17 protein-coding genes are annotated in these 14,262 nt (G+C 47.2%); 8 read left to right on the plus strand and 9 right to left on the minus strand.

The genetic code is table 11. From position 1 onward, the window contains the following. Window positions 1-6 precede the first annotated feature (6 nt). The 3 genes from LN737_RS03535 to LN737_RS03545 all read left to right on the plus strand — a co-directional run bounded on the left by LN737_RS03535 (window position 7) and on the right by LN737_RS03545 (window position 2,186). Entirely contained in the window at window positions 7-426 is a 420-nt protein-coding gene (locus LN737_RS03535) for a hypothetical protein (RefSeq protein WP_405516279.1), read from the plus strand. After that, window positions 408-1,271, plus strand: a complete 864-nt coding sequence (locus LN737_RS03540) for an aspartate kinase (protein WP_405520293.1) — start codon at window positions 408-410, stop codon at window positions 1,269-1,271. The genes LN737_RS03535 and LN737_RS03540 overlap by 19 nt, the downstream gene beginning before the upstream one ends. Window positions 1,272-1,352: 81 nt before the next feature. Beyond that, a complete protein-coding gene (locus LN737_RS03545) occupies window positions 1,353-2,186 on the plus strand; it encodes an aminotransferase class IV (RefSeq protein ID WP_405516281.1) in 834 nt (277 codons plus the stop codon). On the opposite strand, the gene bioD is transcribed toward LN737_RS03545, so the two are convergent. From bioD to LN737_RS03560, 3 genes are all read right to left on the minus strand, one after another. Further along, on the minus strand, window positions 2,139-2,804 hold the full coding sequence (gene bioD, locus LN737_RS03550; protein WP_405516282.1) for a dethiobiotin synthase: 666 nt from the start codon (window positions 2,802-2,804) through the stop codon (window positions 2,139-2,141). The two genes, LN737_RS03545 and bioD, sit on opposite strands and share 48 nt — an antisense overlap. Then, the gene (locus tag LN737_RS03555) at window positions 2,801-3,979 is read right to left on the minus strand and encodes an 8-amino-7-oxononanoate synthase (RefSeq protein ID WP_405516284.1); all 1,179 of its coding nucleotides are present in this window, start codon (window positions 3,977-3,979) and stop codon (window positions 2,801-2,803) included. Before LN737_RS03555 ends, bioD begins: the two co-directional genes overlap by 4 nt. Window positions 3,980-4,164: 185 nt before the next feature. Further along, window positions 4,165-5,193: a zinc-binding dehydrogenase gene (locus tag LN737_RS03560; RefSeq protein WP_405516286.1), complete on the minus strand. Its 1,029-nt coding sequence runs from the start codon at window positions 5,191-5,193 to the stop codon at window positions 4,165-4,167. Window positions 5,194-5,272: 79 nt separating this feature from the next. On the opposite strand from LN737_RS03560, the gene LN737_RS03565 reads away from it, so the two are divergent. Together LN737_RS03565 and ybeY are read left to right on the plus strand one after the other, a co-directional pair. Then, window positions 5,273-5,794: a GNAT family N-acetyltransferase gene (locus LN737_RS03565; protein WP_405516288.1), complete on the plus strand. Its 522-nt coding sequence runs from the start codon at window positions 5,273-5,275 to the stop codon at window positions 5,792-5,794. After that, entirely contained in the window at window positions 5,791-6,204 is a 414-nt protein-coding gene (ybeY, locus tag LN737_RS03570; protein ID WP_405516290.1) for an rRNA maturation RNase YbeY, read from the plus strand. Before LN737_RS03565 ends, ybeY begins: the two co-directional genes overlap by 4 nt. An 8-nt stretch (window positions 6,205-6,212) precedes the next feature. Here the strand turns inward: ybeY and LN737_RS03575 are convergent, their stop codons facing one another. The 3 genes from LN737_RS03575 to LN737_RS03585 form a co-directional block, all read right to left on the minus strand. Next, window positions 6,213-6,974 carry an SDR family NAD(P)-dependent oxidoreductase gene (locus LN737_RS03575; protein WP_405516292.1) on the minus strand — a complete coding sequence of 254 codons (762 nt, stop codon included), beginning with the start codon at window positions 6,972-6,974 and terminating at the stop codon, window positions 6,213-6,215. Between the two features lie 276 nt (window positions 6,975-7,250). Further along, the gene (locus LN737_RS03580; protein ID WP_405516293.1) at window positions 7,251-8,168 is read right to left on the minus strand and encodes a PfkB family carbohydrate kinase; all 918 of its coding nucleotides are present in this window, start codon (window positions 8,166-8,168) and stop codon (window positions 7,251-7,253) included. A 61-nt stretch (window positions 8,169-8,229) separates the two neighbouring features. Then, window positions 8,230-9,426, minus strand: a complete 1,197-nt coding sequence (locus LN737_RS03585) for a hypothetical protein (RefSeq protein WP_405516294.1) — start codon at window positions 9,424-9,426, stop codon at window positions 8,230-8,232. 221 nt (window positions 9,427-9,647) lie between these two features. Here LN737_RS03585 and cysS point away from each other — a divergent pair, with 221 nt between their 5' ends. The 3 genes from cysS to LN737_RS03600 all read left to right on the plus strand — a co-directional run bounded on the left by cysS (window position 9,648) and on the right by LN737_RS03600 (window position 12,678). Next, entirely contained in the window at window positions 9,648-11,132 is a 1,485-nt protein-coding gene (cysS, locus tag LN737_RS03590) for a cysteine--tRNA ligase (RefSeq protein ID WP_405516296.1), read from the plus strand. 119 nt (window positions 11,133-11,251) lie between these two features. Next, window positions 11,252-12,280 (plus strand): M28 family peptidase, encoded by a 1,029-nt coding sequence (locus LN737_RS03595; RefSeq protein ID WP_405516298.1) that lies wholly within the window; start codon window positions 11,252-11,254, stop codon window positions 12,278-12,280. Next, window positions 12,277-12,678, plus strand: a complete 402-nt coding sequence (locus LN737_RS03600) for a hypothetical protein (RefSeq protein ID WP_405516300.1) — start codon at window positions 12,277-12,279, stop codon at window positions 12,676-12,678. Before LN737_RS03595 ends, LN737_RS03600 begins: the two co-directional genes overlap by 4 nt. 43 nt (window positions 12,679-12,721) lie before the next feature. Here the strand turns inward: LN737_RS03600 and nadD are convergent, their stop codons facing one another. The 3 genes from nadD to LN737_RS03615 form a co-directional block, all read right to left on the minus strand. Continuing rightward, window positions 12,722-13,294, minus strand: coding sequence for a nicotinate (nicotinamide) nucleotide adenylyltransferase (gene nadD / locus LN737_RS03605; protein ID WP_405516302.1), 573 nt, complete (start codon window positions 13,292-13,294; stop codon window positions 12,722-12,724). A gap of 14 nt (window positions 13,295-13,308) precedes the next feature. Beyond that, window positions 13,309-13,908 (minus strand): guanylate kinase, encoded by a 600-nt coding sequence (gene gmk / locus LN737_RS03610; protein ID WP_405516304.1) that lies wholly within the window; start codon window positions 13,906-13,908, stop codon window positions 13,309-13,311. A 94-nt stretch (window positions 13,909-14,002) separates the two neighbouring features. Continuing rightward, entirely contained in the window at window positions 14,003-14,245 is a 243-nt protein-coding gene (locus tag LN737_RS03615) for a hypothetical protein (RefSeq protein ID WP_405520295.1), read from the minus strand. Window positions 14,246-14,262: the final 17 nt, after the last annotated feature.

The following is a 14,262-nucleotide window of genomic DNA, read 5'->3' on the forward strand; positions in this document are numbered from 1 at the left end:
TTTTTCGTGATACATTATCCTGTTCCATTAAGTGAAGGTTTTCAAATTTGGGGAGCATCGGTAAAAGATGCAGCCGGGGTACGCAATCTGGCTCAAATTGTCAGAACGCAGGGCCAAAATGTCGTTGTGGTCATATCGGCAATGGGCAAAACCACAAACGCACTAGAAGATCTGGTTCGGGCCTATACAAGGCAGCAGGTTACCCATATTCAAAGCCATTTTCAGTCGATTTACACGTATCATAACGCGATCCTGTCGGACCTGACGGGTGACTTCTCCAGCGTCTATCAAACCTTTAGACAGCTTGAGACCTATTTAGCTCAAGAACCAGCAGGCACTTTCGACGAGATATATGATCAGATTGTTTCAGTCGGGAAATTCTCTCTACGCAAATCGTTGCGGCTTATCTGGCGCAAACTGGATTAGCAGTAACCTGGCTTGATGCCCGGCAGCTGATTCGTACGGATACGAGTTTTCGCGAAGGCCGCGTTGACTGGACCGAAACCTGCCGACGTATTAATCAGACCGTACCGACCACCGATATCATAGTAACTCAGGGCTTTATTGGCCAAACGGCTGATAATCGAACCACTACGCTCGGTCGCGAGGGGTCTGACTATACGGCGGCTATTTTTGCCTACTGCTTGGATGCCGAGAGTGTTACGATCTGGAAAGACGTACCGGGCGTGCTTAATGCCGATCCTAAATGGTTCGATGATACGGTTCTGCTTGATAAACTAACGTATCAGGATGCCATCGAGCTGGCCTATTATGGCGCAACGGTTATACACCCTAAGACGATCAAACCACTGCAAAACAAGAGTATTCCTCTGTATGTCCGGTCGTTTTTACAACCCGATGCACCAGGAACGGTTATCAGCAATGCCGAGCAACATTTATTAACGCCCTCCTTTATTTTCAAGATCAATCAGGTTTTGATTTCGCTGCATCCAAACGATTTTTCATTCATCGCGGAAGATAATCTGAGCCGGATTTTTGGGCGATTTGCTCAGGCGGGTGTAAAAATCAACCTTATGCAGAATACAGCCATTAGTTTCTCAGTGGTTGTTGATGCTAATCCCGATCGCGTACCGGCCCTTTTGACCCAACTGAAGCAGGATTTCCGAGTTAGCTACAATGACGGTCTGGAACTTATCACCATCCGCTATTACGACCAAAGCACAATTGACCGGGTGCTGGTCAATAAAAAATTGCTTCTTGAGCAGAAAAGCCGCTATACGGTGCAATTAGTTGTGAAGGATTTGGGGTAGCAACCGCTGATTTCTTCTACCGTTCAAGTGGAATAGGGTATTTACCTTTATCTTTGGCATCCACGAAAACGAAGGCCTTTTATGCACTACGGCTATTTCAACGGTACCATCGCTCCTACCGACCAACTCGCTGTTGGTGTGACAGATCTTGGCCTGCTTCGCGGCTATGGCTTGTTCGATTACTTCCTGACCTACAATGGCCGGCCATTTCAATGGGACTGGTACTGGGAGCGATTTCAGAACTCAGCGACCCGTATGCATCTGCCGCTGCCTCTCAGCAAGACAGAAACCTACGCTATTCTGATGAGCCTGATTGAACGTAGCGTTGGAGCTGGCGCACCTGCCGACATGGCTTTCCGTTTCGTCATGACAGGTGGTTATGCAGCTGACAGCATAAGTATCGAACGGCCTAACCTGTTGATTCTGACAGAACCGATTCACCCTGTGCCAGCCATTCAGTATGAGCAGGGTATCAAGGTGATTCTGGATGAATACGTTCGAGAAATGGCCGAAGTAAAAAGCACGGATTACAAACGCGTAATTCTAATGGCGCAGGCCATAAAATCCGCTGGCGCATCTGATTTGCTGTATCAGAAAGGGGGCGAAATCAGTGAATTAAGCCGCAGTAATTTTTTCATCGTAAAAGGCGATCAACTCATTACCCCCAATCGGTACATTCTGCACGGCATTACGCGCCGAACGATTATGCAATTGGCACAGAATGATTTTCAGGTGAAAGAGCGCCCCGTTTTGCTCTCTGAACTCTACGACGCCGACGAAGCCTTTACGACCAGTTCCACCAAGAAAGTGCTCCCTATTACGCAAATTGGCGAGTTAACCGTCGCTGATGGTTACGTTGGTCCTACTTCAAGATTTCTGTTGGATCGGTTCAACGAGCTGGTGAAGAACTGGTAATACCGAAGCCGCGTAATAGCAGATTACGTCTTTTGTTATTTCCGCTTCCTGCCCAATCCGACCAATACAGGGCAAGCCTGTATACGCCAGAATAAATGTTTCAGTAGCAGGCACAGTCGGGCCGTTGAAGAGTATGCCTAGTATTGGTATGTTACGTCGCTGGCACGCTTCGGCGGACAAGAGCGTATGGTTGATACTGCCCAGATAATTTCGTGACACCAGCACCACTGGCGCTCCAAGCTGCTGCACCAGATCAACATTCAGGTACTGGCTATTGAGCGGAACCATCAGTCCACCGGCTAATTCAGTAATCAGTAAATTATCTGTCGTGGGTGTCGTAATGGATTGAGCGTCAATTGTAACCCCATCGATTTCGGCCGCAGCATGTGGCGACAAAGGCTGTGTTAGTCGATACGCTTCCGGATGAAAGCGAGAAACGGAATTACTAATTAACTGACGTACTGTGTTCGTATCAGAATCTGTCAAGGCTCCCGATTGAATGGGTTTCCAGTAATCGGCTTTCAGCGCTTCGACCAGTACAGCCGAAGCGACTGTTTTTCCTATTTCAGTGCCAATGCCAGCAACAATAAGTTGCCGGGTAGATGTTTGTACATTCATAAACTGGATAATCCGGTTGTGGCTTCCTGCAAAACTGCCATCAGCCGGTCTATTTCTTCGTTTGTGTTAAATGCGTGAATGCAAAGCCGTAGTCGCTCCTGTCCGGCCGCTACAGTCGGACTGAGGATTGCCCGTGCATCAAGGCCAGCCTGTTGAGCTACCGAAGCAACGTAACGAGCCTGATCATTTCCTTTTATAATCAGACACTGAATAGGCGACTCACTCGCTGTCCAGGTTGCCTGGGGTGATAACTCATTCGCTTGTTTTCTGAAATAAGCCAGTCGTTCATTAAGCTGTTTTCGAGCACTTGACTGCGCCTTTACGTATTCATGAGCGCATCGAATGGCAATCAGACTATGGGTAGGCAAAGCTGTTGTGTAAATAAATGGTCTGGCAAAATTGATCAGATAGTCACGTAACACCCTTGGCCCGACAACAGCCGCTCCATGAACACCCAACGCTTTCCCGAATGTATGAACACGAGCCAGCACGCGTTCCTGTAAACCCAAGGCAACAACAAGCCCTTCACCGTTAGGCCCGTAAATTCCGGTCGCGTGTGCCTCATCGACCAATAAAGCGGCACCATACTGATCGCAGAGGTCAGCTATTTCGCGCAGCGGAGCCAGGTCGCCATCCATTGAATAAACAGATTCTACGGCTACAAATACCTCTCCAAGCGATTGTAATCGGTTAGCGTCCTGAAGTTTGGCTTCCAGATCAGCCAGATCATTATGCTGAAACCGGTAACGGGTAGCGTAACTAAGTCGTGCTCCGTCAATCATACTGGCGTGCACCAGCGCATCCGTCAACAGGATATCGCCCGCTTTAGGCAAGCAAGCCAAAAGCCCTAGATTTGCCGCATAGCCGGAGTTAAAAATGAGAGCCGCTTCTGTCTGGTAGAAAGTAGCTAACGCCCGTTCAACCTCATCGGCTTCGGTAGTCTGACCAGCCAACAATCGGGAGCCAGTAGCGCCGTTACGTACGGAAAGATCCTTATCGCTGGCTTGTTGGATAGCAGTTTTAAGAGCCGCCGACTGGGCAAATCCGAGGTAATCGTTTGAACAGAAATCGACGAATCCATCCATTACTCGAAGCTGACGAAGCAGGCCCGCCTGCTCATAAGTGGCCAGGCGTTCCGACAACGTATGGATAACTGATTGTGTTAAAGTAGACATTCCACAAAGGTAAATCGACTTGTTTGAAGGTTCGGCAAATAGTCTGCTTTCAGCCAAAAATGTGTGTAACTATTGAGTTATCCACATTTCAAATGTGGATAACTCCTAACTACGTGGATTACTTTACGTTGCAACTGAAAAAACAGACCAAATCCTCATAAAACGATCAACTACAAAACCAGTTATTAGCTTATTCGAAGAATAATTTTACCAAACTGTTTTCCAGAATCCATTTTTTCCATGGCCTTCTGAGCTTCATCTAGTGGTAAAACTTCGTCGATTATGGGTACAATTTGTTTATCGGTAATGAAAGAAATCATAGCGGCAAACTCCCGTTCATTCCCCATCGTTGAACCAAAAATTGAGAGCTGTTTAAAGAAAACTTTTGCCGGTACTACGTCGGTAATAGTACCCGTTGTGCCGCCGTAGAAAGCAATCCGCCCGCCCGGCGCAGCTACGTCTATCAATTTAGCAAAACCAGGACCGCCCGCGCTGTCAATAATAACGTCGAAGTAGCCGGTCCGCCCTCCACCTGTTTGCGTCATCAGTGCTTTATGCCAATCGGGCTCCCGATAATTGACTCCTCCGACTGCACCGAGCGCTTTTGCTTTTTCCAGCTTTTCGTCAGAACCGGAGGTTACCCACACTTCGGCCCCAGCCGCTACGGCAAACTGCAAGGCAAACAAAGCCGCTCCACCACCAATGCCGGTAATCAGTACCTTTTCAGCTACTTTGTCACTATCGGCATGGAGACCTGCTCGCGTCATGAGCGTTCGCCAGGCAGTTAGTCCGGTTAGTGGCAGCGCGGCACTCTGCTCAATAGTAAGATGATTGGGCATGTGATAAACGTAGTTAACGCCGACCGCTACGTACTCCGCAAACGTACCATTTTCGGGCATACCCAGAATGCGAAAATCGGGGCCGTCAAATCTTGGGTTATTCCCCCACCCCATTGCCGGATTAATGATCACCGACTGACCCCGCCATACTGGATCGACGCCCTCGCCTACCTGCTCCACAATACCTGCCCCATCGGAACCTAGAATTGCCGGAAGCTTGATTTTAGGATATAAACCTTGTTGAATAAACACATCGCGATGGTTCAGTGCGGCAGCCTGTAATTTAATAAGCACTTGGCCGGGGTCAGCCGTTGGCACAGGCGCATCGATGAGCTGAACAGGTTGGTGAGTTGCAGTTAGTGAAATCGCTTTCATAGACCAGTCGGTAATTGGGTGATGACTTTGTAACACAAATCCTGGCGTTTAGATTTGCCAAATTAATTCTGTCTACGACATGATTACGTATCGTGAGGCCATTTCAGAAGATGCCGATCCGATTGCCCAGCTACATAGTCTTAGCTGGCAGCAAAACTACAGAGGTATATGGAGCGATACGTTTCTGGATGGACCAGTTCATCAAAACCGGCTGGAAATCTGGCGAAATCGATTCCAGCAACCACCCATAAATCAATATGTTATAATTGCCGAAACGGATGCCGTCCTCTGTGGTTTTGCCTGTGCTTATGCGGAGGATAGCCCTGTATGGGGAACGCTTCTCGACAATTTGCATGTTCGCAAAGAGCTGAAAGGGCAAGGTATTGGACGTATCCTGATTCAATTGGCAGCGCGCTGGTCCTATCAGAAAAATCCCAAATCAGGTTTTTATTTGTGGGTATTGGCACAGAATACGAACGCTCAAAAATTCTATAACAAATTAGGCGGAGTTAATGCTGAGACGGTATCACTGGCTAACCCAGACGGAAGCTTTTCGGATTGCTATCGCTACGTATGGACAGACGTAACCACATTGCTATGATTCGATTTTTTAACGAAGACATTTCCTATAAACTCCCTCAGAAACAGGCAACCCGCCAATGGCTGAAGCAACAGGCTGAGCAGGAAGGTTACGCTGTAGGTGAGTTAAACTATATTTTTTGCTCCGACGAATACGTCTTACAAGTCAATCGGGATTATCTGGAGCACGACTATTATACCGACATTATTACGTTCGACCAGAGCGAAGAAGAGGGTAAAATCGAAGGCGATATTTTTATCAGTATCGAACGCGTAGCCGACAACGCGTCGCAACTAGGAGTTCCGGCGGAGCAGGAGATGCGCCGGGTTTTGGCCCATGGTCTATTGCATTTATGCGGTTATGGCGACAAAACCGATGACGAGCAAGCCCAAATGCGGCTCAAAGAAGAGGAATGGCTACGAGCTTCCTGAAAGTTTTGCTATCCTGCTGTCATGCCACCATCCAGTTGAATGGCCTGCCCCGTAACAAAAGTGTTTTCCTCGGAGCAGAGCCACAGGATAGCCTGAGCAATTTCTTCCGGCTCACCTAAGCGGCCAATTGGAATCCGCCGTCGCATTTTCTCTTCCATATCCGGAACCTCGCGAAACAATTCGTCGACCATAGCGGAGTGTGTATAAACCGGACAAACGGCATTGATGCGAATATGCCGCCGAACGTATTCCAGCGCAGCTGTTTTGGTTAAGCCCAGCACCGCGTGTTTTGACGCGCTATACGGTGCGCCCATAGGCATACCCCGTACACCGGCAATACTTGATACGTTTACAATCTTACCGCCCTCTTTCTGGGTTAGCATCTGACGAATCTGCGCCTGCATTCCGTAGAATACACCACCGACGTTAATGGCCATCAGTTGCTCGAAATCAGATTGGGTTTGTTCGGTTAATCGGGCATATTTTCCACCGATACCCGCATTATTGATCCCCACATCCAATCGGCCATATCGATCAACCACCATTTGAATAGCAGTATGAATCTGATCGGCGCTGGAAACATCGCAGGCAATAAATAACGATTTGTTACCTGTCAGCTGAATTTGGCGAACGGTATCCTGTCCAGCCGCTTCATTTATTTCGGCAACGACAACCGTGGCACCTGCCCTTGCAAAAGCCAATGCCGTTGTTCGGCCAATACCCGAACCTGCACCCGTAATAAAAACAATCTGGTTCGTAAAATCTGCCATAGCTTATCGAAGAAGGCGAATAAAACCGCACCGAAAATAAGGCTAATTTGTGGCTCATCCACTTCCTACTGACAATCAACGTCTGAAAATCATCGGATAGTCTACCAGCTATTTCTTAGGTAAGTTTGCTCGTCTTTAATTCGTACCAGTACGGATTTTCTTCCACTTGAACTAGCTATCCAACACGCCGTTGTTTTTCGAATAAATAGCATAAAAAATGCAGTCAGCTGATATTTACCAGCTCACTGCATTTTTATAGAACTACTAAATGAGTTTTTATTCCAGTCCGAATGCCGACAACGTAACAAATTCATTGACGCGCGCCTGAATTTCTTCCTGAGTCAGGTTCATAATCCGTTCGGCCCCGAATTTCTCTACGCAGAACGACGCCATGGCTGAGCCGTAAATAATGGCCCGTTTCATATTGTCGAACGTAATATCATCGGTTTTAGCAAGATAGCCTATAAAACCGCCGGCAAACGTATCGCCTGCGCCGGTGGGATCAAATACCACTTCGAGCGGGAGTGCGGGCGCGAAAAACGTTCGGCCTTCACTAAACAGTAAAGCACCATGTTCGCCTTTCTTAATAATTACCGTTTTCGGACCCATTGTCTGAATTTTGTTGGCTGCGCGTACCAACGAATACTCCCGCGTTAGCATCCGGGCTTCCTCATCATTCAACACCAGTACGTCAACCAGTTTGAGCAAACTCAGCAGGTCAGCATTTGCAATGTCAATCCAGAGATTCATTGTATCCAGCACAATCAGTTTTGGACGATTGTGTAAGCGTTCAATTACGGTTTGCTGAATAGATGGGGCCGTGTTGCCCAACATCAGGTATTGGCAGTCCTGGTACGAGTCAGGAACAATTGGATCGAAGTTCTCCATTACGTTCAACTCCGTCACCAATGTATCGCGCGTATTCATATCGTTATGATACTTACCCGCCCAGAAAAACGTCTTTTCGCCTTTCCGAATCTGTAGCCCCTCGGTGTTTATCCCGTGCTGAGTCAGATCGTCAATCATGGATTGCGGGAAATCGTCGCCGACAACCGCTACCAGATTATTTTCTTTCGTAAAATACGAAGCTGACAGGGTGATATACGTAGCAGCACCACCGATAATCTTGTCGGTTTTGCCAAATGGGGTTTCCAGTGCGTCGAACGCTACCGAACCAACGGTTAATAGACTCATTATTGCTTTGTTTTATTTGTTCAACCTTTCACCTTCAGGGATACCTGAACATGAAATCAGCTTATCGCTTCCGCCCAATTACTGGACAGCGTTTGAATGGTTTGGTCTCGTCGAATAATTTTCGGTACGTAATATGCGTCTTGACGATTTTAGATCCTAGCTGGCTTACAAACCGAACCATGATCGGGTTAAAATCGCCGACCCAGTTCATTTCCAGTTCCGTATACTGAAAGTTCGGATTGTGGTCAGCTTCATGAGGCATACGTAACGCAATGGCCGCTTCAACTCCTTTTCCCTGATGCTCGGGCGCTACGCCAAACACTACGCCAAAGGCTTTGTGATTGGTTTTCAGCAACATATGCCATAAGAATTTCAGCTTACCGATTAGGTCGAGTTTGCCATTTACGTGCTTGAACACCTGGTTAAGTTCGGGCAAGCAAACGAAAAAAGCGACGGGCTCATCGTGATAATAAGCAAAGTAGATAATCTTTTCGTCGATTACCGGCTTTAGCTTTTTCATCAGCAGTTGCGCCTGCTCCGCCGACATTTCCTTCACTCCGCTATGTCCACCCCAGGCAGCATTATAAATGTGCCGGAACTGTTCAGCTGCAGCTGGCAGGTTCTTTTTATTGATCGTTCGAAAGCTATAGTCAGGATTTTCGTAGATACGCTGGGCACGATCTTTTACTGCCTGCGACATATCGACCAGTTTCGACCAGGTTGTCGGGATACCAAACGTAAACTGTTTGAAATAGTCCTTAAAACCGTAGTTTTCGAAGAACGGAACGTAATAAGGCTTCGTGTAGGGCATACAGTAGTTTGGCTCCCGATCGAACCCATCAACCAACAGCCCCCACCAGCGATCACGGTCGCCGAAGTTGATGGGACCATCCATTGCTTCCATGCCCCGGCTCTGTAGCCACGCTTTGCCCGCATCAAATAGTTTGAAAGCGGCTTCCTGATTATCAATACATTCAAAAAAACCTATACCGCCCGTTGGCTGGTCGTTGTCCAGATTAGCAATTTGATAGTCAATAAAAGCAGCTACGCGCCCAATCGTCTCGTTTTTATCATTGAGCAACAAATACCGAATGCATTCGCCCTGCTCGAAACGTTTGTTACGTGCCGGGTCAAACACTTCCTCCACATCGGTATCCAAAGGACGAATCCAGTACGTATCCATACGATACAGCCGCACTGGAAACTGGATAAATTCGTTCTGATAGTTGGCATTAGTGCCTACCTCAACTATCTGCATTACAGAATCTGAACAGGTCAGTTTTAAAAACAAAACGCGAATATAGCTAAAACCGGGCGGGCTACCGTTTTCCGGCTTACAATGCTTAGCTTTGTAAGCCTTTTTTGGTGTTGCTTTTGCCTTGTTGTTCTTTACTTGTTCCGACAAAGGCAAGAGGTAGATTACACCATCAGACGACATAAGACTCTTCGGCTCCTGGCTCGGTCGAAACAATAAAAGCAATGCAACCACTCCACTTATACAATACGCTCTCTCGCAAAAAAGAACTTTTTGAACCGCTCAATCCGCCGTATGTAGGCATGTACGTCTGCGGACCGACGGTTTACAACTACGTTCACCTGGGCAATGTCCGTACCTTTTTGACCTTCGATACGCTGTACCGATACCTGTCATTTATCGGTTATAGAGTGCGATACGTTCGTAACCTGACGGATGTGGGCCATCTGGTGGGCGATGGCGATGATGGCGAAGATAAAATCGGGCGGATGGCTAAGCTGGAAAAGGTTGAGCCTATGGAAATCGTTCAGCGCTTTACCAACGATTTTCATACGGTAATGGCGCAGTTCAATACGTATCCACCAAGTATTGAGCCAACCGCAACAGGCCATATGGTTGAACAGATTGAAGCGGTACAGGCTTTGCTGGCGAATGGTCTGGCTTACGAATCCAATGGTTCTGTCTACTTTGACATCGAAACATACAATCAGCGGGGCGGTAATTATGGCAAGCTCTCGGGACGTATTCTAGATGATTTGCTCAACGAAACCCGTGAGTTGGATGGCCAGTCGGAGAAGCGTAACCCCCTCGATTTTGCGATCTGGAAACGGGCAGCGCCCGAACATATAATGCGTTGGAACTCGCCCTGGGGCGAAGGTTTTCCGGGTTGGCACCTGGAGTGCACCTGCATGAGTACCAAATATCTGGGTAAGCAATTCGATATTCACGGAGGAGGGATGGACCTGAAGTTTCCACACCACGAATGCGAGATCGCGCAGGGGGATGGACTGACAGGCCACGATCCGGTTCGTTACTGGATGCACTCGAACATGCTAACCGTCAATGGACAGAAAATGTCGAAATCGTTGGGTAACTCATTTTTACCTGCCGAGTTATTTGCCGGTAGCCACACGCTGCTTGATCAGGCCTATAGTCCGATGACTGTGCGGTTTTTCATGCTGCAATCGCATTACCGCAGTACACTCGACTTCTCAAACGACGCACTCAAAGCTGCTCAGAAAGGTTATCGGCGCCTGGCGAATGGATTACGTATCATCAAAATGATGACGTATCAGGCTGGTGACGCGACCCCGGATGAAGCCAAGCAGCAGGATATTCGGCAAGCTGTTCAGCAGTTCTACGAAGCTATGAACGACGACCTGAATACGGCCGTTGGCATTGCGCAGTTATTTACGTTGTTGAAGTACGTCAACATGATTTATCTGCGACAACTTCAGGCATCCGTACTTGGCGAAGAGGTGTTTAATTTACTCAAAGACTCTTTTGTAGCGTTCATGCAGGAAGTGCTCGGACTTAAAGAGGAAGGGACTGCCAATCAGCCTGTTCTGGAAGGTCTGCTAACGCTATATCGGGAGTATAAAGAACAACGCCAATACGACAAAGTGGATCAGATACGTTCGTACTTCAAAGCACAAGGTCTGGCCATAAAAGATATGAAGCACCAGATCGATTGGGCGTATGAAGAGTAAGTAATGTCATTACCAATCATGCCCGGCTATCGGCAGTCTTTATAGTTATTCTTAACCGAAGTACGTACTGACCACTAATTCCCGCCGAGTGATTCGCAATGACTATCATTGATCATAAAATGACGAAATCCATTCTAAGCTATTCCATAGCCATCCTTCTGGCAATAACCAGTTCCTGCCGGAATAAAGAGTCGAAGACCGACACGACACAAACTTCTGAGCAGCCAGTTTCCGTATCAGCGCCAGCCTTCAATGCCGATTCTGCGTACGCTTACGTTGATCAACAGGTGAAATTCGGGCCACGGGTACCAAACACGCCTGCTCATGTTCAAACAGGAAATTATCTGGCAGCCAAACTGAAACAATACGGTTGTGAAGTGACAGAGCAAACATTTGTTGCAACTACCTGGGATGGCAAAAAACTGAATGCCCGTAATATCATAGGCAGCATAAATACAAAAGCAACCAAACGTATCCTGTTGGCTTCGCATTGGGATTCGCGCCCACACGCTGACCATGACCCGGATAAAGCTGATCAACTGAAACCCGTAATGGCGGCTAACGATGGAGCCAGTGGCGTAGGCGTTTTGCTTGAGTTGGCTCGCACGATTCAGCAAAGTCAACAAAAGCCAACGGTTGGTATCGATATTATCTTTTTCGACGCTGAGGATTGGGGTAATGGCGAGAAAGCCAGTAACGATTTCGAAAAAGAAACGCAGAATCAATACGATTACATTGGCTTTTGTCTGGGTTCGCGCTATTGGTCTAAAAACCTGCATAAACCTGGTTATTCAGCTTATTACGGTATTCTGCTCGATATGGTTGGAGCAAAAGGAGCCACTTTCGCGAAAGAAGGGTTTTCGATAGAATTTGCGCCTACGGTTGTCAACAATGTTTGGCAGACCGCCAGTCGGGCAGGATACAGCCAGTATTTTATTGACACACCGGGCGCCCAAATAACAGATGATCACCTGGCCCCAAATACCATCGCTAAAATTCCGATGATCGATATCATTCACACAAATACCGGTACGGGTGGCTTCTTCCCTGCCTGGCATACGGCAGAAGACAACATGAGCAATATTGACCGGAGTACGCTTAAAGCGGTTGGCCAAACGCTGTTGCAGGTACTTTATAACGAACAATGAGTAACGTAAAATATATACTGCACCAGCTACTTCTGTTAGCAGTACTTGGGAGTGTTTTTAGTTGCAGTTCGGCACCAGATACGTTCGGTAGGCTTGATATAAAAAAGTGGCGTAGCGACCGGGGAGGCTGTAACGGCGTTCGGGCTACACTCGTGCCCGACTTCAAAGCTGAGGTTCAGAATTTCAAGGGTAAGTCGTCCAATACGATAGGCGAATTGCTCGGCAGGCCCGACATTAATCAGATTGCGGATCGCAATCAGAAATTCTACATTTACTTTCTGGAGAAGGGTCCCCAATGCAACCAGCCCGGAGCGAAATCAACGAGCTCCTCCGTCGCCATTCGGTTCAGCGCCATTGGCCTAGCTACAGAGATTACATTTCAGAATGGGCTTCCCTAACGTAAATGCTCCAGCCAAAACGGTTTTAGCTGAAGCATTTACGTTACAAGTAAAATTTCTTCCGCTCGATCATTTCTTCGACCACCTCAGGTACCATGTAACGAATTGATCGATTGGCCCGGACACTTTCGCGGATGAATGTTGCTGAAATATCCAGTAGAGGGGCTTTGACGATGCGCACATTCGTATGCGTTTTGAATGGGCTTTCGACAGCACGTGGTCGTTCATAGATATACAATCCGTAGTATTCCAGAATTTTATCGTAGTTCTTCCAGTTGGCGAACTGCTCAAGGTTGTCTTCGCCCATGATTAACCGGAACGTGTGCTGCGGATATTTCTCACTGAGCCTGACCAGCGTATCGATGGTGTAGCTGGGCTTCGGCATCGAAAATTCAATATTCGTGGCCTTCAGCCGACTGTTGTCAGCAATAGCTCGCTCCACCATATCGAGCCGGTCAAATTCGTGTAACAGGCTCTTTGTCTTCTTAAACGGATTCTGGGGCGATACAACAAACCACACCTGTTCTAAGTCGGTCGTTGTGGCCATTGTATTGGCAATGATCAGATGACCAATGTGGATAGGATTGAACGAACCGAAGAACAGACCGATTTTCACTAGTCGCTAAAAAATTAGATTACTGCAGCTTTCGCAGGTACTTTGTTTTCCTTTACAAAATCATCGACCAATTTTTGAGCTTTCTGTAGGGATGTTTCCAGGTCATCGTTCATCAAAACAGCATCGAAACGGTTCTGAAAACTCATTTCAAAGTGAACCTTAAATAATCGTCTGGATAAACTTTCCTCTGTTTCAGAACCACGTCCAATCAAACGCTGGCGAAGGGTTTCTTCATCGGGTACTTTCACAAATACGGCCAGTGCTTTATCCCCGTAATAGTCTTTTAACTTCAATCCGCCCTGCACGTCCACATCGAACAGTACGTGTTTTCCGCTCGCCCAAAGCCGTTCAATTTCTGACTTTAACGTACCGTAGAAAGCACCGGTATACACCTCTTCCCACTCCACAAATTCATTATTATCAATTTTCTGTTTGAATTCTTCGGGCGTTAAGAAATAATAATCCTTACCATTTTCTTCCATTCGCCCCCGACGGTCGCGGGTACAAGCCGAAATGGAAAAGCCGAGATTATTGTTCTCGGCCAGAAGATGCTTCACAATGGTAGTTTTGCCGGAGCCAGAAGGGGCAGAAAAAATAATAAGTTTACCGTCCACGGTGGATAAAGAATTAGGGTAAAATAAAAATAATTGGGGTAATCAGAGTTGCTATTGAAAGCATTCCCTGATTACCCCAATTATGATAGGATGATTAGCTAAAGCTCAGTATACGGGATTTAATCGTTGCCACCAACTGCTCAGGGCAACATCTTTTCTCCATGCGTTTGGTTAGTAACTCCTTTACTTCCTTTTCGAGATGATACATCTCAATACAAGGTTTGCAGGATTCGAGATTGGCTTGCAGTTTGGCGAGCTGTTGTTCGGTGGCTTCTCCATCCAGAATCAGCTGAATCATCTTTAAACAGTCGGCCCGATGATCACAATTATGTTTCATTTCGGGTTTAGCTTCAG

The organism is Spirosoma sp. KNUC1025, assembly GCF_045160025.1.
In the GTDB taxonomy this organism is placed as follows: Bacteria; Bacteroidota; Bacteroidia; order Cytophagales; family Spirosomataceae; genus Spirosoma.

Bases quoted from the DNA above. Each gene is read 5' to 3' on its own strand.
- ybeY (WP_405516290.1), top strand. From the start codon at position 5,791: ATGATTCGATTTTTTAACGAAGACATTTCCTATAAACTCCCTCAGAAA.
- LN737_RS03585 (WP_405516294.1), bottom strand. From the start codon at position 9,426: ATGCAGATAGTTGAGGTAGGCACTAATGCCAACTATCAGAACGAATTT.
- LN737_RS03580 (WP_405516293.1), bottom strand. From the start codon at position 8,168: ATGAGTCTATTAACCGTTGGTTCGGTAGCGTTCGACGCACTGGAAACC.
- LN737_RS03615 (WP_405520295.1), bottom strand. From the start codon at position 14,245: ATGAAACATAATTGTGATCATCGGGCCGACTGTTTAAAGATGATTCAG.
- LN737_RS03555 (WP_405516284.1), bottom strand. From the start codon at position 3,979: ATGTCTACTTTAACACAATCAGTTATCCATACGTTGTCGGAACGCCTG.
- cysS (WP_405516296.1), top strand. From the start codon at position 9,648: ATGCAACCACTCCACTTATACAATACGCTCTCTCGCAAAAAAGAACTT.
- LN737_RS03565 (WP_405516288.1), top strand. From the start codon at position 5,273: ATGATTACGTATCGTGAGGCCATTTCAGAAGATGCCGATCCGATTGCC.
- LN737_RS03600 (WP_405516300.1), top strand. From the start codon at position 12,277: ATGAGTAACGTAAAATATATACTGCACCAGCTACTTCTGTTAGCAGTA.
- LN737_RS03595 (WP_405516298.1), top strand. From the start codon at position 11,252: ATGACGAAATCCATTCTAAGCTATTCCATAGCCATCCTTCTGGCAATA.
- LN737_RS03575 (WP_405516292.1), bottom strand. From the start codon at position 6,974: ATGGCAGATTTTACGAACCAGATTGTTTTTATTACGGGTGCAGGTTCG.
- bioD (WP_405516282.1), bottom strand. From the start codon at position 2,804: ATGAATGTACAAACATCTACCCGGCAACTTATTGTTGCTGGCATTGGC.
- LN737_RS03560 (WP_405516286.1), bottom strand. From the start codon at position 5,193: ATGAAAGCGATTTCACTAACTGCAACTCACCAACCTGTTCAGCTCATC.
- LN737_RS03545 (WP_405516281.1), top strand. From the start codon at position 1,353: ATGCACTACGGCTATTTCAACGGTACCATCGCTCCTACCGACCAACTC.